Below are 25,112 nucleotides of genomic sequence, written 5' to 3' on the forward strand. Positions count from 1 at the left end.
CAACCGAACGGAGTGAGCTGGCGCACACCTGCCGTAGAGTTGAGGCCGGTCGATACATGGCCGTGGCAGATCGGAAGGGCAGCAACGCGTGACCGTCGACGACTCGGGTTCCGGCACGGACGCGCAGGGCCGGGTGGAGCCTCCCCCTCTCTCGGCTTCGCTCGAGCGGGAGGACCCCCATCCCGCCGACACCGGCGAGGATCCGCTCGCTCTGCGCCTCGAACAGCTCATTCTGGGCGCCGAGCGCCGTTACACGCCCTTTCAGGCGGCCCGCAGCGCCGGCGTCACCATGGAGCTGGCCACGCGGTTCTGGCGCGCCATGGGCTTCGCCGACGTGGGGCAGGCCAAGGCGCTCACGGAGGCGGACGTCCTGGCCCTGCGCCGGTTGGCCGGTCTGGTGGAGGCGGGGCTGCTGAGCGAGGCCATGGCGGTGCAGGTGGCGCGGTCCACCGGGCAGACCACCGCACGGCTGGCCGAATGGCAGATCGATTCGTTCCTGGAGGGGCTGACCGAGCCGCCCGAGCCGGGGATGACCCGGACCGAGGTGACGTATCCGATCGTCGAGCTGCTCCTGCCCGAGCTGGAGGAGTTCCTGGTGTACGTCTGGCGGCGCCAGCTCGCCGCCTCGGCCGGGCGTGTGGTGCAGGGGGCCGACGACGAGGAGATGGTGGACCGGCGGCTCGCCGTCGCGTTCGCCGACCTCGTGGGGTTCACGCGGCTCACCCGGCGGATGGAGGAGGAGGAGCTCGGCGAGCTCGTCGAGGCCTTCGAGACCACCGCCGCCGATCTGGTGGCGGCGCGCGGCGGGCGGCTGATCAAGACGCTGGGTGACGAGGTGCTGTACGTCGCGGACGACGCGGGTACGGCCGCGGAGATCGCCGTGCGGCTGATCGAGACCATGGCGAACGACGAGACGATGCCGGAGCTGCGGGTCGGCATGGCGTTCGGCACCGTGACCACCCGGATGGGCGATGTCTTCGGCACCACGGTCAACCTGGCCTCCCGGCTCACGTCCATAGCCCCTCGGGACGCCGTGCTCGTCGACGCCGCCTTCGCCGAGGAACTGATCCGCACCGGTGACGCCCCCGCCTCCGAGGCCGCGGCGGCCGAGGCGGTGGCCGCGGCGGAGAAGGAGGGCGAGGAGCCGCCGACGTACCGGTTCGCGCTGCAGCCGATGTGGCAGCGGCCGGTGCGTGGTCTCGGTGTGGTGGAGCCCTGGCTGCTCACGCGCCGGAACGGGGTCTCCTAGCCCGCGCCGCCGATACACAGGCCGATGACCGGCACGCACAGGCCGGGGTGAGGGGCGGGGGTCGGCTCGCTCGGCCGGTTCGGCGGTGGGTCCGGGGGTGCGGGCGGGGGTGTTCGGGTGCGGTGCGGGGCCGGTGGCGGGGGAGTGACCGGGCCCGGCGCCCGGGTCGTCGGTTTCGGGGGCGGAACGGTCGACGGGGCGGTCGAGGCGGAGGGGACGGCCGGGGCCGAGGTGGCCGGGGAACGCGTCGGGGCGGAGGGCGCCGGCGTGTCCGGGGTGAGCGGGGTGCTGTTCTGGCCGCCCAAGGGGGTGGGAGAGGAAGGGTCCGCCACGGGCGTGGGAGTGGATGTGTCCGGGGTGCCGTCCGTGACGGTTCGGGCCGGGCCGGTGGACGTGCTCGGGCGGGGTGCGGCCTCCACGCCGATGTCCTCGCCGCCCGGGGCGGAGGCCAGGCGGACGAGGCCGAGAGCGCCCGCGGTCAGGGCCAGGCCGCCGGCGGCCAGCAGGATCTTGCGGGGACGGGGCTTGCGGTGACGGCCTCGGAGACGTGGGCCGGTGCGTCCCGGTGACTCGTCGGGTCGTGGTGCCGGCGTGTTCGGTGTCATCGCGATCCCTCCCCTGCGTACGCGCCCCCGTGCGCCGCGGTGGAGCGCACGTTATGCGCTCCCGTGGGGGAGGGCCGCCGGAGTCGGCCGGATGTCACTCGAACGGGTGGGCGGGGGGTGACAGGGGAACCGGGCGTACGCCCTTTTCCGGGTGGGCGTCGTGCTGCGATGATCGGGGCGAGCGATGTTAACCCGCGTTAACCGGAGGGTGTCATGAGTGAGGAACGGTTCGGGGAGTTCGTGCTGGTGCGCCGGCATGAGCAGGGGCATGTCGCGGAGCTCGTCCTCGACCGGCCGGGGGCCATGAACGCCGTGTCGACCGAGATGGCCCGCTCCCTGGCCGGAGCCTGTGCGGCACTGGGGGAGGACCGCGGCGTCCGGGTGGTGGTGCTGACCTCGTCGCACGAGCGGGCGTTCTGTGTGGGGGCCGATCTGAAGGAGCGCAATTCCTTCAGCGACGCCGATCTGGTGCGTCAGCGTCCCGTGGCGCGCGGGGCGTACACCGGAGTGCTCGAACTGCCGGTGCCCACAGTCGCGGCGGTGCACGGGTTCGCCCTGGGCGGCGGTTTCGAGCTGGCCCTGTCGTGCGATGTGATCGTGGCCGACCGCACGGCCGTGGTGGGGCTGCCCGAGGTGTCCGTCGGAGTGATCCCGGGCGGTGGCGGTACGCAGTTGCTGCCCCGGCGGGTGGGTGCGGCGCGCGCCGCCGAGCTGATCTTCACGGCGCGGCGGGTGGAGGCCGCCGAGGCCCGGGAGCTGGGGCTCGTCGATCACCTGGTGGAGGAGGGGCGGGACCGGGAGGCGGCCCTGGCCCTGGCGTCCCGGATCGCCGCGAACTCCCCGGTGGGGCTGCGGGCGGCCAAGCGGGCGCTGCGTCTCGGACACGGGCTGGATCTGTCCGCCGGCCTCGAGGTCGAGGACGCGGCCTGGCGGTCGGTGGCGTTCTCGGGCGACCGTGCGGAGGGGGTCGCCGCCTTCAACGAGAAGCGCAGGCCGGACTGGCCGGGGGAGTAGCGGGGGCTCGTTCCGGTCCCGTGGTCCGTCCCGTCGCGCCCGCTCCCCGTTCGCGCGGTTAATGTCCCGATTCCTCCCGAATCTCCTTAGCCTGGAGGGATGGGTGAGGACAGCCGGCTGGCGGCCGTGGTGGCGCTGGCCCAGGGCATGGCCGCCGCGCAGGGTTCGCGGGAGGCCTGGCGGGCCGCGGCGGGCGGGGCCCGCCGGGCGCTGGGCGGAAGCTTCGCCGCGCTGTCGGTGTGGGAGCGGGAGCTCGGGCGGCTGCGGGTCCTGGTGAACGTCGGGGAGCTGGCCGAGGGGGAGGAGGAGTTCCCGGACGACGAGTCCTACCCGGTGCACCAGTTCGCCGAGATCACCGAGTTCCTGCACGAGCAGTGGGCCGGCGGCGGTGAGCCCGGCGCCTGGGTGGAGACGGCCGAGGGGCCGGCGGCGGGGCGGCCGGGGTACTGCCACCAGCGGGTCGCGGCGCTGCGGCGGCGCGGGCGGGGGTGCTGTGTGGTCGCCCCGATCGTGCTGCACGGGCGGGCGTGGGGCGAGCTGTATGTGGCCCGGCCGGTGGGCGTGCCCGTCTTCGGGCGGGGCGATGCCGACTTCGCCACCGTTCTGGCCGCCGTCGCCGCCGCCGGGATCGCGCAGACCGAGCGGCTGGAGGAGGCGCGCCGGCTGGCGTACACGGACGCGCTGACCGGGCTGGCCAACCGCCGGGCCGTCGACGCGCGGCTCGACGAGGCGATCGAGCGGCACCGCCGGGACGGGGCCGTCGTCAGCCTCGTGGTGTGTGATCTCAACGGGCTGAAGCGGGTCAACGACACCCTCGGGCACGCGGTCGGGGACCGGCTCCTGGAGCGGTTCGGGACCGTGCTGTCGCTGTGCGGGGCCATGCTGCCGGGGGCTCTGGCGGCGCGGCTCGGCGGGGACGAGTTCTGCCTGCTGTCCGTGGGGCCGTCCGCCGACGAGGTCGTCAAGGCGGCCGACGAGGTGTGCCGCCGGGCCGCCGATCTGGGGATCGGCGACGGCGTCGCCTGCGGGGTGGCGTCCACCGAGGATCCCGTCGGGCCGGTGCGGTCCGCCCGGCGGCTGTTCCGGCTGGCCGACGCGGCGCAGTACCGGGCCAAGGCCGGCCGGGCCGTTCATCCCGTCGTCGCCGGACGGGAGGGGCCCGACGATCCCGTCGTACGGCTCGCGGACGAGCCCTCGCGGGTGACGGACGGGGAGCGGCGCCGGTTCCGGGGGCGGCACTCGCCGTAGGCGCGGGTGTCCCGTCGCGGCCTCGGCGGTGTGACGTATCGGTAAGGGGCGGACCGGGCCCTCAGTGGTGACATCATTGAATTCACTGCGTACGCTCCTGAATATGGATATGCACACTGTGGTGGTGGGGACGTCCGGGGCGACCGCGTCCGACGTGCTCGCCGTGGCGCGCGGCGGTGCCCGCATCGAACTGTCCGCCCAGGCGGTGGCCGCCCTCACCGCGTCCCGCGAGATCGTGGACGCCCTGGCCGCCAAGCCGGACCCCGTGTACGGGGTGAGCACCGGCTTCGGCGCCCTGGCGACCCGTCACATCAGTCCGGACCTGCGCGCGCAGCTGCAGCGCAACATCGTCCGCTCGCACGCCGCCGGGATGGGGCCGCGCGTGGAGCGGGAGGTCGTCCGCGCCCTGATGTTCCTGCGGCTGAAGACCGTCTGCTCCGGGCGCACCGGCGTCCGGCCCGAGGTCGCGCGCACCATGGCCGACGTGCTGAACGCCGGGATCACCCCGGTCGTGCACGAGTACGGCTCCCTCGGCTGCTCCGGCGACCTGGCCCCGCTGTCCCACTGCGCCCTCACGCTGATGGGCGAGGGGGAGGCCGAGGGCCCCGACGGGAGCGTGCGCCCCGCCGGTGAACTGCTCGCCGAACACGGCATCCGGCCCGTCGAACTGCGCGAGAAGGAGGGGCTCGCCCTCCTCAACGGCACCGACGGCATGCTCGGCATGCTGATCATGGCCCTCGCCGACCTGGACACCCTGTACAAGTCCGCCGACGTCACGGCCGCCCTCAGCCTGGAGGCCCTGCTCGGCACCGACAAGGTGCTCGCCCCCGAGCTGCACGCCATCCGCCCGCACCCGGGACAGGCCGCCAGCGCCGCCAACATGCTGGCCGTGCTGAAGGGGTCGGGGCTGACGGGGCATCACCAGGACGACGCGCCCCGCGTCCAGGACGCCTACTCGGTGCGCTGCGCCCCGCAGGTCGCGGGCGCCGGGCGGGACACCCTGGCCCACGCCCGGCTGGTCGCCGAGCGCGAACTCGCCTCCGCCGTCGACAATCCGGTGGTGCTGCCCGACGGCAGGGTCGAGTCCAACGGCAACTTCCACGGCGCCCCGGTGGCCTACGTCCTGGACTTCCTCGCCATCGCCGCCGCCGACCTCGGCTCCATCGCCGAGCGCCGCACCGACCGGCTGCTGGACAAGAACCGCAGCCACGGACTGCCGCCGTTCCTCGCCGACGACGCCGGCGTCGACTCCGGGCTGATGATCGCCCAGTACACGCAGGCCGCCCTGGTGAGCGAGCTGAAGCGGCTCGCCGTACCGGCGTCGGCGGATTCGATCCCGTCCTCCGCGATGCAGGAGGACCACGTCTCCATGGGCTGGTCGGCGGCGCGCAAGCTGCGCACGGCCGTGGACAACCTCACCCGGGTCATCGCCGTCGAACTGTACGCCGCCGCGCGCGCGGTGGAGCTGCGTGAGGGGCTGACGCCCGCGCCCGCGACCAGGGCCGTGATCGAGGCCGTACGGGAAGCGGGCGTGGGGGGCCCGGGACCGGACCGGTATCTCGCGCCCGACCTCGCCGCGGCGGAGGCGTTCGTCCGCGACGGGCGGCTGGTCGCGGCCGCGGAGACGGTCACCGGACCACTGGGCTGAACCGGACGGGGCCCCGCGGCACTTCCGCGGGGCCCCGGTTCGGTGAGCCGGGGACGACAGGGTCCCGACGGCCCGTCACCCGCCGTGAGCCGGCGGGCCGGAGTCCCTGCCGGGGAGGGGCGGGCGCGTCAGGAGCCGAAGCGCTCGCGGCGCACCGAGTAGACGACGAACCCGGCGCCCAGGGTCAGGCAGGCCGTGCCGCCCACGATGTAGGGGGTGCTGTCGAAGCTTCCGGTGTCGGCGAGCCGGACGTCCTGGCCGGTGCCCTCCAGGGACGCGGACGTGGTGTGGGACGCGACTCTCGCCTGCTCCGTGACCTGCGGAGACGGGGTCGCCGGGATCGACTCTCCCGCCGGGGTGTCCGAGGTCGCGTTCGCGGACGGGACGAACCACAGGGCGCACAGCAGGGTGCCCGCGGCGGTGGCGGTCAGCAACGGACGGAGCGCGGATGACACGGAATATCGATCCCCTTGTGGCGCTGGCGAATTGGCCGTGTGGGCCGATGTTAATGAAAGGCGCGGGTCACAGGAAAGTCACGGGAGCGCGGGGCCGTACGCTCCGGGCATGAGCACTCCAGAGACTTCACGATTTGTCCGACTCCGGGTGGAACTCGTCCTCGAAGTCGACGACGAGGACGCGGTGACCGGGGCCGCGTTGCGCAGGATCGCGGACGACGGCGATATGCCGGCCGCGGAACGGGTACACGCCGAAAGCGCTGTGAGGGAGGACACCGCTGAGGCCCTCGCGTATCTCGTCGACCCGTTCGGCCTGGTCAGCGAGGTACCGGGGATCGACCTCCAGCAGGCCTCCTGGAGCAGCGAGCGGATCGACTACGACCCCGACTCGCCGGAGTGGGACCTCGACGAGGAAGATGACGGGGAGTCCTACGACGACGGGGACGACGAAGTCGCCGAGGACGACGAAGAGGACCGTGACGACGGCGACGCGCGCGGGACGGGCAGGGCCGGCTGAGGCGGCCTGGGGGAAATCGTGCCCCCGGGCGGCAACCGCCGCCCGGGGGCACGGCGTCTCAAGCGGCGCACCGGCCGACGTCCGCCGCCTCCGCAGCGGCGGACGTGGTGAGCCCCACACCCGCGGGCCATGGGGAACCGGATCAACCGGTCGTAGCGTTGAAGGTTAGGACGAGGTCCCGGCTTCGGGCCGAGGGCCCGTGGGGTTGGGATTCGGCAACGATGGAGAAGCGTGTGATGACGGACGGTAAGCGGCGCAGGGGTCTGACGGCCGCGTCCGCTCTGCTCGGCGGTGTGCTGGTGCTCTCGGCGTGTTCCGGTGGTGACGACGCCTCCGCCTCGGGAGGAGACGGCGGCAACGGCACCGCGCAGGCCCAGGTCGACGAGGCGGCGGCCAAGAAGAGCTCCGAGGCCCAGATCAAGATCACGCCGAAGGACGGCTCGAACAACGCGTCCATCAACAACTCCGCCGCCGTGACCGTGGCCAAGGGCACGCTCACCGAGGTGAAGATGACGACCGCCGACGGCACCGCCGTCTCCGGTCGGATATCCGCCGACAAGAAGAGCTGGAAGCCCGACACCCAGCTGGAGCGCGCCACCACCTACAAGGTGACGGCCACCGCCGAGGACTCCGAGGGCCGTGCCGCGCACGAGAACGCCTCGTTCACCACGGTCTCCCCGGCCAACAGCTTCATCGGCACCTTCACCCCGGACGACGGCACCACCGTGGGCGTCGGCATGCCGGTGTCGATCAACTTCGACAAGGCGATCACCGACAAGGCCGCGGTCCAGAAGGGCATCACCGTCTCGACCACCAGTGGCCAGGAGGTCGCCTGCCACTGGTTCAACGCCAACCGCATGGACTGCCGCCCCGAGGACTACTGGCAGGAGGGCTCCACCGTCACCCTCAAGCTGGCGCTCGACGGGGTCGAGGGCGCCGAGGGCGTCTACGGCGTCCAGCAGAAGACGGTCACCTTCAAGATCGGCCGCAACCAGGTCTCCTACGTCGACGCCAAGACCAAGCAGATGAAGGTCACGCAGGACGGCAAGACCGTCCGCACCATCCCGATCTCCGCCGGAGCGCCCGAGACCAAGACGTACGAGGGCCAGATGGTGATCTCCGAGAAGTTCAAGGAGACCCGGATGAACGGCGCGACCGTCGGCTTCACCGACGACGACGGCAAGGGCGAGTACGACATCAAGGACGTGCCGCACGCCATGCGCCTGAGCACCTCCGGCACCTTCATCCACGGCAACTACTGGGGCGCCAAGTCCATCTTCGGCAGCGCCAACACCAGCCACGGCTGCGTGGGCCTGGCCGACACCAAGGGCGCCAACGACCCGAGCACGCCCGGCGCGTGGTTCTACAACAACTCGATCGTCGGTGACGTGGTCGTCGTCCAGAACACCGGCGACAAGACGATCGCCCCGGACAACGGCCTCAACGGCTGGAACATGAACTGGGAGCAGTGGAAGGCCGGCTCGGCCCTCTGACGCACCCGCTCACGGAGCCTTTCCGCCTGACCGATGCCGCCGTCCGCCCCGTCGAGGGCGGACGGCGGCATCGGCTTTCTCCCGGCATCGGCTTTCCCCGGCTGCGGCCGGCCGTCGCGCGGGCCCTGGTGAAGGAGCCGGAGGCGCTGCCCGCCGGCGAACCGGCGGAAACCCCGACGACCTGAACCACCGGGGCCCAACCGCGCGGTTCTGTAACGGAGTTCCGGCGGCGAGGTTACAGTCACCCGGCGACTTCCCCACCCTTTTCCACAGCCCTTGAGGCGCTTGATCGCCGCTCGGCATACTGCGTGCTCCGGGGGGGTGCGCGCATGCGTACGAGACCATCCCCCGGCCGGGTGACGGGGAGTTCACCCGGCGACTCCGCTAGGGGGAACCTTGCGCAGACAAGTGAAGAGAGCATGCGCGGCCACGGTCGCCACGGCAGCCGCCGTGGCCCTCGCGGCGGGCATGACCAGTCCGGCGGCGGCGAACGGGGAGCGCACGGCCGCCGGGCAGCCGTCGTCGAAGGCGCCGGCGAAGACGTCCTCGCTCAAGACCAGGCACCACATCACCCTGATCACCGGCGACCGGGTCGCCGTGGACGCCAAGGGCCGCGTCGTCGGACTGGAGCGGGCCGAGGGCCGGGAACACATACCCGTCCAGATCCGCAGGGCCGACGGCCACACCTTCGTGCTGCCGGCGGACGCCGCCCGGCTGATCGCGAGCGGCAAGCTCGACCAGCGGCTCTTCGACATCACCGAACTCGGCAAGGCCACGACCCGCAGCTCCCAGAAGCGGGGGCTGAAGGTCATCGTCGGCTACAAGGGCGCCGCACAGGCCGTCAAGGAAGAGGTCCGCGACGCGGGCAAGCTCCGCCGGACCCTGAAGTCCCTGAACGCGGACGCGGTGCAGACCCCGCACGAGGACGCGCCCGAGCTGTGGGACGCCGTCACCGACGGGAACAGGACCGCCTCCGGTATCGCCCACGTCTGGCTGGACGGGGTCCGCAGGGCCAGTCTCGACACGTCCGTCGGACAGATCGGCACCCCCAAGGCGTGGTCCGCCGGTTACGACGGCAAGGGCGTCAGGATCGCCGTCCTGGACACCGGCGTCGACGCGACCCACCCGGACCTGAAGGGCCAGGTGACCGCGTCCAAGAACTTCACCACCGCGCCGAACGCGGGCGACAAGGTGGGCCACGGCACCCACGTCGCCGCGATCGCGGCCGGTACGGGCGCCAAGTCCAAGGGCACGTACAAGGGCGTCGCGCCCGGCGCGAAGATCCTCAACGGCAAGGTCCTCGACGACTCCGGCTTCGGCGACGACTCCGGCATCCTCGCCGGCATGGAGTGGGCCGTCGCGCAGGGCGCCGACGTCGTCAACATGAGCCTGGGCGGCATGGACACCGCCGAGGTCGACCCGCTGGAGGCGGCGGTCAACAAGCTGTCCGCCGAGAAGGGCGTCCTGTTCGCCATCGCGGCCGGCAACGAGGGCCCGGAGTCGATCGGTTCGCCCGGCAGCGCGGACGCCGCCCTCACCGTCGGCGCCGTCGACGACAAGGACAAGCTCGCCGACTTCACCTCCACCGGTCCCCGCGTCGGCGACGGCGCCATCAAGCCGGACGTCACCGCGCCCGGCGTGGACATCACGGCCGCCTCGGCGAAGGGCAACGACATCGCCCAGGAGGTCGGCGAGAAGCCGGCCGGCTACATGACCATCTCCGGTACGTCGATGGCGACCCCGCACGTCGCGGGCGCGGCGGCGATCCTGAAGCAGCAGCACCCCGAGTGGACCTCCACGGAGCTGAAGGGCGCGCTCACCGGCTCCACCAAGGGCGGCAAGTACACCCCGTTCGAGCAGGGTTCGGGCCGGGTCCAGGTCGACAGGGCGATCAAGCAGACCGTGATCGCCGACCCGGTCTCGCTGAGCTTCGGCGCCCAGCAGTGGCCGCACTCCGACGACAAGCCGGTCACCGAGCAGGTGACCTACCGCAACCTCGGCACCAAGGACGTCACGCTCAAGCTGACGTCGACGGCCACCGGCCCCGAGGGCAAGGCCGCCCCGGCCGGCTTCTTCACCCTGGGCGCCACGACGGTCACGGTCCCGGCGGGCGGCAAGGCCTCCGTCGACCTCACCGTCGACACCAGGCTCGGCGGCACGGCCGACGGCGCGTACTCCGCGTACGTGGTCGCCACGGGCGGCGGGCAGACGGTGCGCACGGCCGCCGCGGTGCAGCGCGAGGTCGAGTCGTACGACGTGACGCTGAAGTTCCTCGACCGCAAGGGCAAGGCGGCCGCCAACTACATGGCCGGCCTGAACGGCCTCTCCGGACTGGCCGCCGGCAAGCGGTACCAGCCCTACGACGCCGACGGCACCGTCACCGTCCGCGTACCCAGGGGCGGATACGTCCTGGACGCCGGGATCTTCGTCGGCTCCGACCCGGAGAAGTACGAGGGCCTCGACTGGCTCGCGCAGCCGAAGCTGAACGTCACCAAGGACACGACGATCACGCTGGACGCGCGCAAGGCCAAGCCGGTGAACATCACCGTGCCGGACAAGGCGGCCAAGCCGGAGGTCGCCTCCGTCGACTACACCGTCGAGACGGAGGACTCGTTCTACGGCTTCGGCTGGTGGCTGGATTCGTACGACAAATTCCGCTCCGCCCACCTCGGCCCGCAGATCACCGACGGCTCGCTGTACCAGCAGTGGGACGCCCACTGGAGCAAGGGCGCCAAGGAGCAGTACAGCACCGTCACCGGTGCCAAGGTCAAGAACCTCGCCACCGGTTACACCCGGACGTACAAGGCCGGCGAGTTCGCCGCGGTGAAGGTCGGCATGGGTGCCGCGGCGAGCGGCAAGAAGGGCGCCGTCAGCTCCATGGGCTGGCTGCCCGGCAGCAACAGTGCCTCCTCGTTCGGCGGCGCGCAGAGCCTGCCCGGCACCCGCACCCTGCACCTGTCCACCACGGGCGGGGTGAAGTGGGACCTCGACTTCGAGCAGCAGGGCGGTGTCGACGCGGAGGGCTGGCCGATCGGCGAGGCCGGCTACCTCATCGGCAGCGATATGACCCTCAAGGCCGGCAAGAAGTACACGCGGACCGTGAACACGGCCGTCTTCGGGCCGCGCCTCACCGCGGACCTCGGCCTCTTCCGCGACGGCAACAGCATCTCCGGCCTGGTCCCGCTGTTCGCCGACGGCAAGGGCCACCTCGGCTCCTCGGTGTTCACCTCGGTCACCACCAGTCTCTACCGCAACGGCAAGAAGGTCGGCTCGCACGACGACCCGCTGTTCGGCGAGAAGGAGTTCAAGGTCCCGTCCGGTGACGCCTCCTACAAGCTGACCACCTCGGTCAAGCGCAGTGCCAAGGTCGCCGCCGCCTCCACCCGCATCGACGCGAGCTGGACCTTCCGCTCCAAGAAGACCGCCGACCTCACGCAGCTGCCCGCCTCCACGGCCCGCTTCCACGCGGTCACCGGTCTGGACAGCAAGGTCACGGCCGGCAAGAAGGTCACCGTCCCGGTCACCGTCGAGGGCGCCGCCAAGGGCAAGAACCTCAAGTCGCTGTACGTGTACGTCTCCTACGACTACGGCAAGACCTGGAAGAAGACCGAGGTCAAGAAGGGCAAGATCACCGTCAAGAACCCGGCGAAGGGGAAGGCGATCTCCTTCCACGCCAAGATCGCCGACAAGAAGGGCAACAAGTCGACGCTCTCGATCTACAACGCGTACTACGGCAAGTGAGCCGCCGGTTCACCGAACGGGTCGGCTGAGCTGAACGAGGGCCCGCCGGAAGCACTGCTTCCGGCGGGCCCTCCGGTTGTCCGTGCCCCGTGAGCGCCCCGCCCGTGCCCCGTGAGCGCCCGTCCTCAGGCGGAGGACGCCGAGGCCGCGCCCGGGGCCCTCGCGTCCGCGCCCCAGCTGCCCAGCAGCCGCAGGGCCTCCGCCGAGGGCGAGCCCGGTTCGGCGTGGTACGTGACCAGCGACTGCTCGGCGTCACCGGCCGGCCGGAACGACTCGAAGAACAGGGTCAGTTCCCCGACGAGCGGGTGCCGGAAGCGCTTGACGCCGTGGCTCTTCTCCTTGACGTCGTGCGCGGCCCAGAGCCCGCGGAACTCCTCGCTCTTCACGGACAGCTCCCCGACCAGGGAGGACAGCTGGGGATCGTCCGGATGGCAGCCCGCGTCCATGCGGAGGTAGGCGACCATGTCGTACGCCTTCCGGTCCCACTCCACGAACAGCTCCCGGTACCCGGGGTTCAGGAACACCAGCCGCGCCCAGTTCCGCTCCTGCGCCGGAAGCTTCCCCCAGTCCCCGAAGAGCGCCGCGGCCATCCGGTTCCAGGCGAGGATGTCCGAGCGCCGGCCCACGACGTACGCCGGGACCGTGTCCAGCGAGTCCAGCAGCTGCCGCAGCGCCGGGCGGATCTGCCGGCTCCGCGCCACCTGCTTCTTCCCGTGCTGCTTCGGCTTCGCCAGGTGCGTGAGGTGGGCGTGCTCGGCGTCGGTCAGGCGCAGGGCGCGCGCGATCGAGTCCAGCACCTCCGCCGACACGTTCCGTCCGTTGCCCTGCTCCAGGCGCGTGTAGTACGCCACGGACACCCCGGCGAGCTGCGCCAGCTCCTCGCGGCGCAGCCCCGGCACCCGGCGGTGCCGCCCGAAGTCCGGCAGCCCGACGTCCTCCGGCTTCAGCCGGGCCCGCCGGGTGCGCAGGAACTCGCTGAGTTCCGCACGCCGGTCGAGGCCGCCGTTCCCGTCGGCCCCGGGATCGGGCGTGCGCGGGGGACCGCCACGCAGGGGATCGGCCGGACCGGTCTGCTGCTCGTCCATGGGTCCAGTATTCCCGGTCGTACGCACACCAGCCTGTTCCTGCCGGTGGTACGCACAGCCAACGTAGGCAAAGCCGTGGTCTGGGTGGTTCCCGGCCGTTGCCGCAGGCTGGAGGCCGCGCCCGGTCGGACAGAAGGCAAGCCGGGCGCACGACTACCCGAGGAGAACCCCGGCATGACCACTGTTGCCGCGTACGCCGCGCCCGCCGCCAAGGCTCCGCTGGAGCGGACGACCATCGAGCGGCGCGAGGTCGGTGAGTTCGACGTCCTGATCGACATCAAGTTCGCCGGAATCTGCCACTCCGACATCCACCAGGTCCGCGAGGGCTGGGGCGGGGCGATCTTCCCCATGGTCCCCGGCCACGAGATCGCCGGTGTGGTGTCCGAGGTCGGCCCCGGCGTCACGAAGTTCCGGACCGGTGACCGGGTGGGCGTCGGCTGCATGGTCGACTCCTGCCGCACGTGCGAGAACTGCAGGGCGGGCAGGGAGCAGTACTGCACCGGCGGCATGGTCGGCACGTACAACGCCCTGGACAAGAACGGCGAGCCGACCTACGGCGGTTACTCGCAGAAGATCGTCGTCGACGAGAACTTCGTCGTCCGCATCCCCGACGGCCTGTCCCTCGACGTCGCCGCGCCCCTGCTGTGCGCCGGCATCACCGTGTACTCCCCGCTGAAGCGCTGGGGCGCGGGCCCCGGCAAGAAGGTCGCGGTCCTCGGCATGGGCGGCCTCGGCCACATGGGCGTCAAGATCGCGCACGCGCTGGGCGCGGAGGTGACGGTGCTGTCGCAGTCCCTGCGCAAGAAGGACGACGGGCTCAGGCTGGGCGCCGACCACTACCACGCCACCAGCGACCCGGAGACCTTCGAGGAACTGCGGGGCACCTTCGACCTGATCGTGTCGACGGTGTCGGCCCCGCTGGACTTCAACGCCTACCTGTCCCTGCTGAGGACGGAGGGCGCGCTGGTGAACGTGGGCGCCCCCGAGGAGCCGGTCTCCCTCAACCTCTTCTCGGTGATCGGAGGCGGCAAGACCCTCGCCGGTTCGATGATCGGCGGCATCGCCGAGACCCAGGAGATGCTGGACTTCTGCGCCGCGCACGGCATCGGCGCGGAGATCGAGCTGATCGGCGCGGCCGAGATCAACGAGGCCTACGAGCGGGTCCTGAACAGCGACGTCCGCTACCGCTTCGTCATCGACACGGCGACGATCTGACGCACCGCGCGCTTCTCCCGGTCACACCCGCGCGGCTCGTTCCGTCATACCGGTGAGCGGGGAACGAACGCTCACCACGCGCGACGACGAGAGCGGGAGAAGCAGCCATGACAACACCCATCCTGGTCACCGGTGGCACGGGCACCCTGGGCGGCCACGTCGTCCCGCTGCTGCGCGCGGCGGGCCACGAGGTCCGGATCCTCACCCGGCACGCCCGGCCGCGGGCGGACGGCGTCTCGTACGTCACCGGTGACCTGCTCAAGGGCGAGGGCGTCGAGGCCGCGGTCGCCGGCACGGAAACGGTGCTGCATCTGGCGGGCGGGCCGAAGGGCGACGACGAGGCGACCCGCACGCTGGTGCGCGCGGCGTCGAAGGCCGGCGTGCGGCACCTGGTCCACATCTCCGTCGTCGGCGCCGACCGGGTCCCGCTGGCCTGGATGCGCGCCAAGCTGGAGGCGGAGCGGGCGATCGCCGACTCGGGCATCCCGTGGACCATCCTGCGGGCGGCGCAGTTCCACGACCTGGCGCTGACCATGGTGAAGAAGATGAGCGGGCTCCCCGTGCTCCCGGTGCCGGGCGGCCTCCGCCTCCAGCCGGTCGACTCCGCCGAGGTGGCCGCCCGCCTGACCGAGCTGGCCCTGGGCGCCCCGTCCGGCCCGGTCCCCGACATGACCGGCCCCCGCCTCTACGACATGGCCGCCCTGGCCCGCCCGTACCTCACCCTTCGCGGCAAGCGCCGTCCCGCTCTCCCCGTCCGCATCCCGGGCGAGCCGGGCCGCGCGTACCGTGCCGGGGCGAACCTGACCCTGGAGGGCGCGCAGGTGGGGAAGCGGACGTGGGAGGAGTTCCTCGCGGAGAGGCTGGGGGCGGTGCGGCTGCCCGTGGACTGAGGGAACGGTGCCCGGGGCCCGGCCGAGAAGGGCGCGGCGGCGGTGCCGCGGCGCCCCGGTGCCTCAGTGCGGCAGGGTCGCGGGGCTGCCGCCGTTCGCCTCGTAGCCCGCGACCGCCAGGGCCCGGTAGACCGCGAACTCCGCGGCGGGGTCGGCGGACAGGGTCCAGGGGAGCGCGCCGACGTGGCCGTCGATGTGTATCAGCTGGCTCATGGCCTCCGCCCAGCGCTCGGAGCGGACCAGGAAGAAGACCAGCAGGTGCCGGACGTGCGCCAGCATCGGGTCGTCGGGGCGGGCCGAGTGCACCGCGTGCAGCGCGCCGTGGATCGCCTTGGAGACGACCTCGCTCTGGTAGAAGCCGCTGACCAGGTTCACCTCGGGCAGGTGCTCGAACACCGCGAAGAGCGGCATCGCGGCGAGGAGCGACCCCCGGGGCGCCCGGGCCGCCGCGGCCTCCGCGAACGCGTACGCCTGCTGCCGCGAGCCGTGCCACTTCTCGCACCAGTAGTGCAGCGCGGCCAGGTGCGCACCCATGTGGTTCGGCGCGCGGTCCAGGATCTTCAGCCAGACCTGCTCGAAGTCCTTCTCGGAGTAGCCGAGTCCACGGGCCACCGAGAGTTCCACGATGTACGGGACCGGGTCACCGGGAGCCAGCAGCGCCGCCTCGCCGCACGCCTCCCTCGCCTCCTCCATGATGATCCGGAACTCGTCCGTCCCGGGCGTCGCCGTACGCCACGCCTGCTGCACCAGGAACTCGGCGTGCACCGCGGCTCCCCCCGCGTCCTTGGGCGCCTCGGTCCGCCACACCCGCAGCCACTGTCCGCCCGCCGCCTCGCCCATCCCGCCGGGCCGCTGCCGCAGCTCCAGCGAGGCGGCACCCGCGAAGGCCTGGACGCGCTGCCAGCGCAGCTCGCTCTCCGCGTCCGTGCCGGCCAGCAGCTGCTGTGCCGCGCGGTAGTCCTGCGTGCGCTGCACCAGGTCCAGGACGTCCAGCAGGTCCTGGTCGGGGCCGGGCATGCGGATGTCGAGCTCCTCCTCGCGGACGAAGCCGTAGTTCGCCGGGTCCGCCGCGTCCGGGTGGCCGGGCGGGACCAGGCCGACCGCGCCGCGCCGGCGCCTGAGGACCGGCAACACCACGAAGCCGAGCATGACGAGCGCGATCAGCACCCAGAGAATCTCCATGTCACCAGCGAACCAGACCGCGCCGTCCCTTGGCCAACCCGGTGCCCGACCCTGTGGAAAACTCCCGGCTCCCGGCCCCCGGTTCCCGGCCCGGCCCCCGGTTCCCGGCCCGGCAAGCGGAGTCCGTCCGCCCGCATCCGCTCCGCGTCCGTCATCGGCGCCGCCCGAGCACTACCCTCGGTGCTCATGAGCGACAGGCACATCAGTCAGCACTTCGAGACGCTCGCGATCCACGCGGGCAACACCGCCGACCCCCTGACGGGCGCGGTCGTCCCGCCGATCTACCAGGTGTCCACCTACAAGCAGGACGGCGTCGGCGGCCTGCGCGGCGGCTACGAGTACAGCCGCAGCGCCAATCCGACCAGGACCGCGCTGGAGGAGAACCTCGCCGCCCTGGAGGGCGGCCGCCGCGGCCTCGCGTTCGCGTCCGGACTGGCGGCCGAGGACTGCCTGCTGCGCACGCTGCTCAGCCCCGGCGACCACGTGGTGATCCCGAACGACGCGTACGGCGGAACCTTCCGCCTCTTCGCCAAGGTCGTCGCCCGCTGGGGCGTGGAGTGGTCGGTGGCCGACACCGGCGACCCGGCCGCGGTGCGGGCCGCCCTCACCCCGAAGACCAAGGTCGTCTGGGTGGAGACCCCCTCCAACCCGCTGCTCGGCATCACCGACATCGCCGCCGTCGCCCAGGTCGCCCGGGACGCGGGCGCCCGCCTCGTCGTCGACAACACCTTCGCCACGCCGTACCTCCAGCAGCCGCTCTCGCTCGGCGCGGACGTCGTCGTGCACTCCCTGACCAAGTACATGGGCGGCCACTCGGACGTCGTCGGCGGCGCCCTGATCACCGGTGACGCGGAGCTGGGCGAGGAGCTCGCCTTCCACCAGAACGCGATGGGCGCGGTCGCCGGGCCCTTCGACTCCTGGCTGGTGCTGCGCGGCACCAAGACGCTCTCGGTCCGCATGGACCGGCACAGCGAGAACGCGACCAGGATCGCCGACATGCTCACCCGGCACGCGCGCGTGACGAGCGTCCTGTACCCGGGGCTGCCGGACCACCCCGGTCACGAGGTCGCCGCCAAGCAGATGCGGGCGTTCGGCGGCATGGTCTCCTTCCGCGTCGAGGGCGGCGAGGAGGCGGCCGTCGAGGTCTGCAACCGGGCCAAGGTGTTCACGCTCGGGGAGTCCCTGGGCGGCGTCGAGTCGCTGATCGAGCACCCCGGCCGCATGACGCACGCGTCGGCGGCGGGTTCCGCCCTCGAGGTCCCCGCCGACCTGGTGCGGCTCTCCGTCGGCATCGAGAACGTCGACGACCTGCTCGACGACCTCCAGCAGGCGCTCGGGAAGTAAGGGCCGCGAGCCGGTCCGCACCGGGCCGGCTCACCAGCCCGTCAGGGGTGGAGTCGTCTCCGACGGCGGCCCCACCCAGGGACGGGCCGTCAGCGCCCACACCGTGAACGCCACGGTCGCCGCGACCACCAGCAGCCACATCACGCGGCGCGCCCGCGTCCTGCGCCGCAGGATGCGGGCACCGCGGCGCACGGCCTCCGCGGGGAGCTCGGGCGGCACCGGGGGCAGCGACCGCTCCAGCAGCCGCCGCACGGCCGCCTCACGGCTCAGCCGGGCCATCCCCGCCTCCCGCCGTGGTCGCCGGGCCGGGGCCCGCCGGGCCGGGCGGCCTCACGACGGCACCGCCTTGTCGCCTCCCGCCGCCGGAGCCGGTTTCCGGGGCGGGCGCAGGAGGATCGCCGTCGCGCGGTGGCAGATCGTCCGCACGCGGTCCGCGGGCAGACCGAGCAGGGCCGCCGTCTGCTCCTCGGCGACGCCCTCGTGGAACCGCAGGACCAGGACCAGGCGTTCCTGCGGGGTGAGCCGGGCCAGGGGGCTCTCCGGGTGGGGGCGGGAGCGGAGCGGACCGCCGTGCCGGTGCCAGGCGCCGCGCGCGAAGCGGGTCGCCAGGTGCTGACGGGTGACGTCGTAGGGGTCCTCGCCGCGCAACCGGTCCCAGGAGGCGTACGTGTGGGCCAGCGCCAGGGTCAGCAGGCGCCGCGCGCGCGGGTTGTCGCCCGGCGCCTCCGCGGTGAGCAGCGTCGCGGTGTGCAGCAGCCGGCCGCCCGCGCCCGCGACGTACGCCTCGAACTCACGGGCCCGGTGAAGATCCCGGGACGCATGCCGTGGTCGCAACCGCGCCTCCCGCCGCCGCTGAACGAGCCGGCCCCGGCCGCGTACGGCCCGCGGCGGGCGCGTACGACGGGGACCCGGTCTCATATGAGGCCAGGGCCCGCCCCGTGGTCAAGAGCCGCGCACCCCCGGAACCGGGCCGTCCGCGCGTGCGGCGGCGCCCCGGCGTCCGGCGGCCCGCGCGCGACGGGTGTCCGGAGCGATCAGGACGTCGACTGCCCCTCCGGACCCGAGGCGCCCTGCACCGACATCCGCGTGGACAGCGCGCCGTTGAAGCGCGTCAGGAGCGCGCAGAACGCCTCGCGCTCCTCCGGCGTCCAGTCGTGGGTCAGCTCGGCCATCAACTGGCGCCGTGAGGCACGCACTTCCTCCAGCCGTGACTGCCCGCGCGGGGACAGCTGGAGCACCACCGCGCGTCCGTCCTCGGGGTGCGAGGTCCGCTTGACCAGGCCGGTGTCCACGAGCGGGGCCACCTGCCGGGTGACCGTCGAGGAGTCGATGCCCATGCTCGCGGCGAGCGCCTTGACGCCCATCGGACCTTCTTTGTCGAGGCGGTTCAGCAGCAGGTAGGCGGCGCGGTCCATGGAGTTGCGCACCTGGCCGACCCCGCCGAGCCGCGTCTGTTCGGCACGGCGGGCGAACAGCGCCACCTCGTGCTGCAGCGTGTCGAGAAGACCGGTGTCACCGACGGCAGTTGGGTCCGTCGTCATGTCCATCGACATTTCAGGTGTTGTGGGCATGGCCGGGGGCTCACTTCGTGGAGGGCTGCTTGTGTGGGGGACAGGGTACGCGGCCGGAGGGCGGGCCGTGCGTGCGCTGCGCAAAGCGGAGTCCGCGGGTTGGTCACGGCGGTCACGGACGCGTGTGAACTGCGATGCTGGAGTCATGAGCTACAGCACGGCCGGCTCCTTGCGGACCGTCACCCTCGACGATGTGCGCGGCGCCCAGAAGATGCTCTCGGGTGTGGCGCGGGTGACCGCGATGGAGGGCAGCAGGCACCTGTCCCGGCAGGTGGGCGCGCCGGTGCACCTGAAGTGCGAGAACCTGCAGCGGACGGGATCGTTCAAGCTGCGCGGCGCGTACGTCCGGATCGCCGGGCTGCTGCCCGAGGAGCGCGCCGCCGGTGTCGTCGCGGCGAGCGCCGGCAACCACGCGCAGGGTGTCGCGCTGGCGTCGTCGCTGCTGGGGGTGCGGTCGACGGTGTTCATGCCGAAGGGCGCCCCGCTGCCGAAGATCAGCGCGACCCGGGACTACGGCGCCGAGGTGCGGCTGCAGGGCCAGGTGGTGGACGAGTCGCTGGCCGCCGCGCAGGAGTACGCGCACGACACGGGGGCGGTGCTCATCCACCCCTTCGACCACCCGGACGTCATCGCGGGCCAGGGCACGGTGGGGCTGGAGATCCTGGAGCAGTGCCCCGAGGTGCGGACGATCGTCGTGGGCGTCGGCGGGGGCGGGCTGGCCGCCGGCATCGCGGTCGCGGTGAAGGCGCTGCGGCCGGAGGTGCGGATCATCGGTGTGCAGGCGGCGGGCGCGGCGGCGTATCCGCCCTCGCTGGCGGCCGGGCATCCGGTGTCGGTGCGCAGCCCGGCGACGATGGCCGACGGCATCAAGGTGGGGCGGCCCGGTGACGTGCCGTTCGGGATCGTCGGCGCGTTGGTGGACGAGGTGCGCACCGTCACCGAGGACGAGCTGTCCACGGCGCTGCTGCTGTGCCTGGAGCGGGCCAAGCTGGTCGTCGAGCCGGCCGGGGCGAGCCCGGTCGCGGCGCTGCTGAGCCGGCCCGACGCCTTCGACGGGCCGGTCGTCGCGGTGCTGTCCGGGGGCAACGTCGACCCGGTGCTGATGGAACGCGTGCTGCGGCACGGCATGGCCGCGCAGGGCCGCTACCTGGCCGTCCGGCTGCGTCTGACGGACCGGCCGGGCGCCCTCGCGTCGCTTCTCGGGACGTTGTCAGTGGTCGACGCTAACGTCCTCGATGTGAGCCACGTACGGACCGACCCACGGCTCGGGCTCACGGAGGCGGAGGTCGAGCTGCACCTGGAGACCAAGGGCCCGGCGCACTGCACCGAGGTCAACCGGGCCCTGCGCGACGCGGGTTACACGGTAATGGACTGAGAAGGACCGGCACGGGCGGTCCGACACCGGCGGGATCACGGCTCCTCGTCACCCGTTCGGGAAAGTCCGTTGAGGCACGCGATACATCGCGTTATGGTGTGTGTCGCGTCACTGCTCTCCCTGCTCGGCCCCGCCCGCTCGGCGGGAAAAATCTCAGCAGAAAAAAGCGCACAAACCTAGGCTTTCCGAAGAATTCCCGATGACGTGGAGACTCATATGCCAGGCGCCATCTATGCCGAAGGTCTGGTGAAGACCTTCGGGGACGTCAGGGCACTGGACGGCGTCGACCTCGACGTCCCCGAAGGCACCGTCCTGGGCCTGCTCGGGCCGAACGGCGCGGGCAAGACCACCACCGTCCGCTGTCTGACCACCTTGCTGCGGCCCGACAGCGGCAAGGCGGTCGTCGCCGGCCTCGACGTGCTGAAACAGCCCGACGCCGTACGCCGCTCCATCGGCCTGTCCGGCCAGTTCGCCGCCGTCGACGAGTACCTGACCGGCCGCGAGAACCTGCAGATGGTCGGACAGCTCTACCAGATGAGGGCGAAGGCGGCCCGGGCCCGCGCGGACGAGCTGCTGGAGCAGTTCAACCTCGCGGACGCGGCCGACCGCACCGCCAAGACCTACTCCGGAGGCATGCGCCGCCGGCTCGACCTCGCGGCGGCCCTGGTCGTCTCGCCGCCCGTGATGTTCATGGACGAGCCGACGACCGGCCTCGACCCGCGCAACCGGCAGCAGCTGTGGGAGGTGATCAAGCAGCTCGTCTCCGGGGGCACGACGCTGCTGCTCACCACCCAGTACCTGGAGGAGGCCGACCACCTCGCGCACGACATCGCCGTCGTCGACCACGGCCGGGTCATCGCCCGGGGCACCTCCGACCAGCTCAAGGCCCGCACCGGCGGCGAGCGCGTCGAGGTCGTGGTGCACGAACGCGAGCACATCCGGGCCGCCTCCGCCCTCCTGGACAAATACAGCCTGCGCGGCCTCGGCAAGGGCGACACCACGGTCGAGGAGCACATGCGCAAGATCACCACGCCGGTTTCCGGCGGAGCGAAGCTCCTGGCCGAGATCATCCGCGAGCTCGACACCCACGGCATCGAGATCGACGACATCGGTCTGCGCCGCCCGACCCTCGACGACGTCTTCCTCTCCCTGACCGGACACGTCGCGGAGGCCAAGGGCGAGGACGACGACGGCGAGCGCACCGCGCGCGACGCCGAGGGTCAGGGACACCGCCCCAGCGAGGAGGCCGCGAAATGAGCGCCGTCACCGACGCCGTGCGGAGCACGGCGCCCGGCAACCCCATCGGCCAGTCGATCCGGGACTCCCTGGTCGTCGCCAAACGCAATCTGATCCGCATGGCCCGGATCCCCGAGGTGGTCATCTTCGGGCTCATCCAGCCGATCATGTTCGTGGTGCTGTTCTCCTACGTCTTCGGCGGCTCCATGGACATCGGCGGCAGCACGGAGCCCTCCGTCTACCGCGAGTTCCTGATGGCGGGCATCTTCGCGCAGACCGTCACGTTCGCCACCGCGGGAGCCGGCGCGGGCATCGCCGAGGACATGCACAAGGGGCTCATCGACCGCTTCCGCTCCCTGCCCATGGCACGCGGCGCGGTGCTCACCGGCCGCACCCTCGCCGACCTGGTGCAGACGGCGCTCACCCTGCTCGTGCTCGCCGTCGTCGCCCTCCTCGTCGGCTGGCGCACCCACACCAGCTTCGGCGAGGTGCTCGGAGCGTTCCTCCTGCTGCTCCTGACCGGGTACGCGTTCACCTGGATCGGCGCGGTCATCGGCCTGTCGGTCCGCACCCCGGAGGCGGCCACCTCCGGCGGACTCGTCTGGCTCTTCCCGGTCACCTTCGTCTCGAACGCGTTCGTCGACTCCAGCAACATGACGCCCTGGCTGCGCCACATCGCCGACTGGAACCCGTTCAGCGCCACCGTCCAGGCCTGCCGCGAGCTCTTCGGCAACCCCGGGGTCTCCACCTCGGACGCCTGGCCCATGCAGCACCCGGTGTGGGCCTCGCTGATCTACTCCGTCCTGATCATCGCGTTCTTCAGGACCCTCGCCGTGCGCAAGTACCGCTCGGCCGCGGCATGACGAGACCCCCGGCGCCACGCAGGGCGCCGGGGGTCCGCCGAAGACGTAGGGAGCGGGTCAGCCGTTGTACGGCTCGGCCTTGAGGATCTTCACCGAGGCCTTCTTGCCGTTCGGCAGCTCGTACTCCGCGTCCTCGCCGACCTTGTGGCCGATCACGCCGGTGCCCAGCGGGGACTGCGGCGAGTAGGTCTCGATCTCCGCGCTCGCGTACTCGCGCGAGGCCAGCAGGAAGGTCAGCGTGTCGTCCTCGTCGCCGTCGAAGGCGATCGTCACGACCATGCCGGGCGCCACCGCTCCGTCGGCCGCCGGCGCCTCGCCGACCTTGGCGTTCTCGAGGAGCTGGGTGAGCTGGCGCACACGGAGCTCCTGCTTGCCCTGCTCCTCCTTGGCTGCGTGGTACCCGCCGTTCTCACGCAGGTCGCCCTCCTCGCGCGCGGCGGCGATCTTCGCGGCGATCTCCGTGCGCGCGGGACCAGTAAGGTACTCAAGCTCGTCCTTGAGCTTGTTGTACGCCTCCTGGGTCAGCCAGGTGACGTTCTCGCTGGTCTGGGTCACAGGTGCTCCTCGTAGGTACTGGGAATACAAAGCATCGCCCTCCCAGGAGGATGTTCCTCCACGGATGGGCGAAACCACGAGCCTAACAATTGAGTGCCCAAAGGGGGAGGACATAAGCCGCCGGACTCATGTCGGCGCAGGTCAGCCGCCGTGTATTCCCGGCGGCGTCAGTCCGCGTGGCAGCCGACGAGCTCGGCCGTCGTCCCCGGGGAGGTCGTGCGGAGCGTGACGACCTCGTCGATGCGCGTGTCGTCCCCGTCGAAGCGGAAGTCGGCACGGCCCACCTCGGCGCCGTTCTCGGCCTGGGACCGCACCGTGCAGTAGCCGCTCGCCCCCGCGTCCTTGTGCACCTCCAGGTGCACCTTCACCGCGTCCTTCGAGAGGTCGAAGCTGATCACCTCGGCGCTGATCTCGTTCTTGGCGACGTGGTGGTAGCCGAACCAGCCGAGCAGCCCGAGCATCACCACGGCCAGCACGGCGCCGACGATCTTGAGCGTGCGGTCGGCGCGCTCGTCCGAGGAACGGCCGTAGCGGCCCTCGGGCAGCCGCGTGCTCGCCGTACTCATGATCGTCTCCTCGGCAGGAACTCGGCAGGAAGGGGACACGGGCCCCGCTCACGGACGCGGACCCGGATCCCGGAATTATTCGCCCCCCGATTCGGTCACTATAGAAGCCTGCGACTGAGCCGCCGCACACGGGGCGCCTACCGACTTGAGGATTGAGTCTTGACTGACCAACTGCGACTGATGGCCGTGCACGCCCACCCCGACGACGAGTCGAGCAAGGGCGCGGCCACCATGGCGAAGTACGTGTCCGAGGGGGTGGACGTGCTGGTGGTGACCTGCACGGGCGGGGAGCGCGGCTCCATCCTCAATCCGAAACTGCAGGGCGACGCGTACATCGAGGAACACATCCACGAGGTGCGCAAGAAGGAGATGGACGAGGCCCGCGAGATCCTCGGCGTCAAGCAGGAGTGGCTCGGCTTCGTCGACTCCGGCCTGCCCGAGGGCGACCCGCTGCCGCCGCTGCCGGAGGGCTGCTTCGCCCTGGAGGACGTCGACAAGGCGGCCGGCGAGCTGGTGCGCAAGATCCGCTCCTTCCGCCCCCAGGTGATCACCACCTACGACGAGAACGGCGGCTACCCGCACCCCGACCACATCATGACCCACAAGATCACGATGGTGGCGTTCGAGGGCGCGGCGGACACCGAGAAGTACCCGGAGGGCGAGTACGGCCCGGCGTACCAGCCGCTGAAGCTGTACTACAACCAGGGCTTCAACCGCCCCCGCACCGAGGCGCTGCACCAGGCCATGCTGGACCGCGGCCTGGAGTCGCCCTACGGGGACTGGCTCAAGCGCTGGAGCGAGTTCGAGCGCAAGGAGCGCACGCTCACCACGCACGTCCCGTGCGCCGACTTCTTCGAGATCCGCGACAAGGCGCTGATCGCGCACGCCACGCAGATCGACCCCGACGGCGGCTGGTTCCGGGTGCCGATGGAGCTCCAGAAGGAGGTCTGGCCCACGGAGGAGTACGAGCTCGCCAAGTCCCTCGTCGACACCTCCCTCCCCGAGGACGACCTCTTCGCGGGCATCCGGGACAATGCCTGACATGAGCGCAAGCCTGGCAATCACCCACCTCGTCCCCCTCGCCAAGGAACTCGACGAGGACAAGGTCACCCCCGGTGTCCTCGGCTTCATCGTCTTCGCGGTGATGGCCCTGGCGGTCTGGGCCCTGATGAAGTCGATGAACCGCCACATGAACCGGGTCGACTTCCCCGAGCCCGAGGACCCGGAGAGCCGGTCCGGGGACGACGCCGAGGCGGCCGT

The 25,112-nt window shown here is 71.9% G+C and carries 23 protein-coding genes; 15 read left to right on the forward strand and 8 right to left on the reverse strand.

The genetic code is table 11. The features are described from left to right. Positions 1-88 precede the first annotated feature (88 nt). From RIM90_RS19655 to hutH, 4 genes are all read left to right on the forward strand, one after another. On the forward strand, positions 89-1,249 hold the full coding sequence (locus RIM90_RS19655) for an adenylate/guanylate cyclase domain-containing protein (RefSeq protein WP_309062036.1): 1,161 nt from the start codon (positions 89-91) through the stop codon (positions 1,247-1,249). Between the two features lie 818 nt (positions 1,250-2,067). Next, positions 2,068-2,868, forward strand: coding sequence for an enoyl-CoA hydratase-related protein (locus tag RIM90_RS19660; RefSeq protein ID WP_309062037.1), 801 nt, complete (start codon positions 2,068-2,070; stop codon positions 2,866-2,868). Positions 2,869-2,967: 99 nt separating this feature from the next. Next, positions 2,968-4,116 carry a GGDEF domain-containing protein gene (locus RIM90_RS19665; protein ID WP_309062038.1) on the forward strand — a complete coding sequence of 383 codons (1,149 nt, stop codon included), beginning with the start codon at positions 2,968-2,970 and terminating at the stop codon, positions 4,114-4,116. Between the two features lie 109 nt (positions 4,117-4,225). After that, a complete protein-coding gene (gene hutH, locus RIM90_RS19670) occupies positions 4,226-5,764 on the forward strand; it encodes a histidine ammonia-lyase (protein ID WP_309062057.1) in 1,539 nt (512 codons plus the stop codon). Between the two features lie 128 nt (positions 5,765-5,892). Here the strand turns inward: hutH and RIM90_RS19675 are convergent, their stop codons facing one another. Beyond that, entirely contained in the window at positions 5,893-6,219 is a 327-nt protein-coding gene (locus tag RIM90_RS19675; RefSeq protein WP_309062039.1) for a hypothetical protein, read from the reverse strand. A gap of 109 nt (positions 6,220-6,328) precedes the next feature. On the opposite strand from RIM90_RS19675, the gene RIM90_RS19680 reads away from it, so the two are divergent. From RIM90_RS19680 to RIM90_RS19690, 3 genes are all read left to right on the forward strand, one after another. Next, positions 6,329-6,736: a hypothetical protein gene (locus tag RIM90_RS19680; protein ID WP_309062040.1), complete on the forward strand. Its 408-nt coding sequence runs from the start codon at positions 6,329-6,331 to the stop codon at positions 6,734-6,736. A gap of 236 nt (positions 6,737-6,972) precedes the next feature. Beyond that, positions 6,973-8,229: an Ig-like domain-containing protein gene (locus RIM90_RS19685; protein ID WP_309062041.1), complete on the forward strand. Its 1,257-nt coding sequence runs from the start codon at positions 6,973-6,975 to the stop codon at positions 8,227-8,229. Positions 8,230-8,697: 468 nt separating this feature from the next. Further along, positions 8,698-11,970, forward strand: a complete 3,273-nt coding sequence (locus tag RIM90_RS19690) for a S8 family serine peptidase (protein WP_309062058.1) — start codon at positions 8,698-8,700, stop codon at positions 11,968-11,970. Positions 11,971-12,095: 125 nt separating this feature from the next. On the opposite strand, the gene RIM90_RS19695 is transcribed toward RIM90_RS19690, so the two are convergent. After that, entirely contained in the window at positions 12,096-13,055 is a 960-nt protein-coding gene (locus tag RIM90_RS19695; protein ID WP_309062042.1) for a helix-turn-helix transcriptional regulator, read from the reverse strand. A 174-nt stretch (positions 13,056-13,229) separates the two neighbouring features. Here RIM90_RS19695 and RIM90_RS19700 point away from each other — a divergent pair, with 174 nt between their 5' ends. Both RIM90_RS19700 and RIM90_RS19705 read left to right on the forward strand, forming a co-directional pair. After that, positions 13,230-14,270, forward strand: coding sequence for an NAD(P)-dependent alcohol dehydrogenase (locus tag RIM90_RS19700; protein WP_309062043.1), 1,041 nt, complete (start codon positions 13,230-13,232; stop codon positions 14,268-14,270). 107 nt (positions 14,271-14,377) lie between these two features. After that, positions 14,378-15,160, forward strand: coding sequence for an NAD(P)H-binding protein (locus RIM90_RS19705; protein ID WP_309062044.1), 783 nt, complete (start codon positions 14,378-14,380; stop codon positions 15,158-15,160). A 63-nt stretch (positions 15,161-15,223) separates the two neighbouring features. On the opposite strand, the gene RIM90_RS19710 is transcribed toward RIM90_RS19705, so the two are convergent. After that, positions 15,224-16,342 (reverse strand): hypothetical protein, encoded by a 1,119-nt coding sequence (locus tag RIM90_RS19710; protein WP_309062045.1) that lies wholly within the window; start codon positions 16,340-16,342, stop codon positions 15,224-15,226. A 186-nt stretch (positions 16,343-16,528) separates the two neighbouring features. Here RIM90_RS19710 and RIM90_RS19715 point away from each other — a divergent pair, with 186 nt between their 5' ends. Then, positions 16,529-17,686: a cystathionine gamma-synthase gene (locus tag RIM90_RS19715; RefSeq protein ID WP_309062046.1), complete on the forward strand. Its 1,158-nt coding sequence runs from the start codon at positions 16,529-16,531 to the stop codon at positions 17,684-17,686. A gap of 30 nt (positions 17,687-17,716) precedes the next feature. Here RIM90_RS19715 and RIM90_RS19720 read toward each other — a convergent pair whose 3' ends face one another. From RIM90_RS19720 to RIM90_RS19730, 3 genes are all read right to left on the reverse strand, one after another. Further along, complete coding sequence (locus RIM90_RS19720; protein WP_309062047.1) at positions 17,717-17,965, reverse strand: hypothetical protein; 249 nt, start codon at positions 17,963-17,965, stop codon at positions 17,717-17,719. Positions 17,966-18,016: 51 nt separating this feature from the next. After that, complete coding sequence (locus RIM90_RS19725) at positions 18,017-18,520, reverse strand: sigma factor-like helix-turn-helix DNA-binding protein (protein ID WP_309062048.1); 504 nt, start codon at positions 18,518-18,520, stop codon at positions 18,017-18,019. A gap of 200 nt (positions 18,521-18,720) precedes the next feature. Continuing rightward, positions 18,721-19,239 carry a MarR family transcriptional regulator gene (locus RIM90_RS19730; protein ID WP_309062049.1) on the reverse strand — a complete coding sequence of 173 codons (519 nt, stop codon included), beginning with the start codon at positions 19,237-19,239 and terminating at the stop codon, positions 18,721-18,723. 163 nt (positions 19,240-19,402) lie between these two features. Between RIM90_RS19730 and ilvA the strand changes: the two genes are divergently transcribed. The 3 genes from ilvA to RIM90_RS19745 all read left to right on the forward strand — a co-directional run bounded on the left by ilvA (position 19,403) and on the right by RIM90_RS19745 (position 22,731). After that, a complete protein-coding gene (ilvA, locus tag RIM90_RS19735) occupies positions 19,403-20,632 on the forward strand; it encodes a threonine ammonia-lyase (protein WP_309062050.1) in 1,230 nt (409 codons plus the stop codon). 216 nt (positions 20,633-20,848) lie between these two features. Continuing rightward, the gene (locus tag RIM90_RS19740) at positions 20,849-21,889 is read left to right on the forward strand and encodes an ATP-binding cassette domain-containing protein (RefSeq protein WP_309062051.1); all 1,041 of its coding nucleotides are present in this window, start codon (positions 20,849-20,851) and stop codon (positions 21,887-21,889) included. Then, positions 21,886-22,731, forward strand: a complete 846-nt coding sequence (locus RIM90_RS19745; protein WP_309062052.1) for an ABC transporter permease — start codon at positions 21,886-21,888, stop codon at positions 22,729-22,731. Before RIM90_RS19740 ends, RIM90_RS19745 begins: the two co-directional genes overlap by 4 nt. A gap of 57 nt (positions 22,732-22,788) precedes the next feature. Here the strand turns inward: RIM90_RS19745 and greA are convergent, their stop codons facing one another. Both greA and RIM90_RS19755 read right to left on the reverse strand, forming a co-directional pair. Next, positions 22,789-23,286: a transcription elongation factor GreA gene (greA, locus tag RIM90_RS19750; RefSeq protein ID WP_309062053.1), complete on the reverse strand. Its 498-nt coding sequence runs from the start codon at positions 23,284-23,286 to the stop codon at positions 22,789-22,791. Between the two features lie 167 nt (positions 23,287-23,453). Beyond that, positions 23,454-23,852, reverse strand: a complete 399-nt coding sequence (locus tag RIM90_RS19755; protein WP_309062054.1) for a DUF4307 domain-containing protein — start codon at positions 23,850-23,852, stop codon at positions 23,454-23,456. A 159-nt stretch (positions 23,853-24,011) separates the two neighbouring features. Between RIM90_RS19755 and mca the strand changes: the two genes are divergently transcribed. Beyond that, complete coding sequence (gene mca / locus RIM90_RS19760) at positions 24,012-24,893, forward strand: mycothiol conjugate amidase Mca (RefSeq protein WP_309062055.1); 882 nt, start codon at positions 24,012-24,014, stop codon at positions 24,891-24,893. Next, on the forward strand, positions 24,886-25,112 hold a 227-nt coding region (locus RIM90_RS19765), incomplete at its 3' end, for a hypothetical protein (RefSeq protein ID WP_309062056.1). The genes mca and RIM90_RS19765, both read left to right, overlap by 8 nt.

Source organism: Streptomyces sp., from assembly GCF_031181555.1.
GTDB lineage: Bacteria > Actinomycetota > Actinomycetes > Streptomycetales > Streptomycetaceae > Streptomyces > Streptomyces fimbriatus.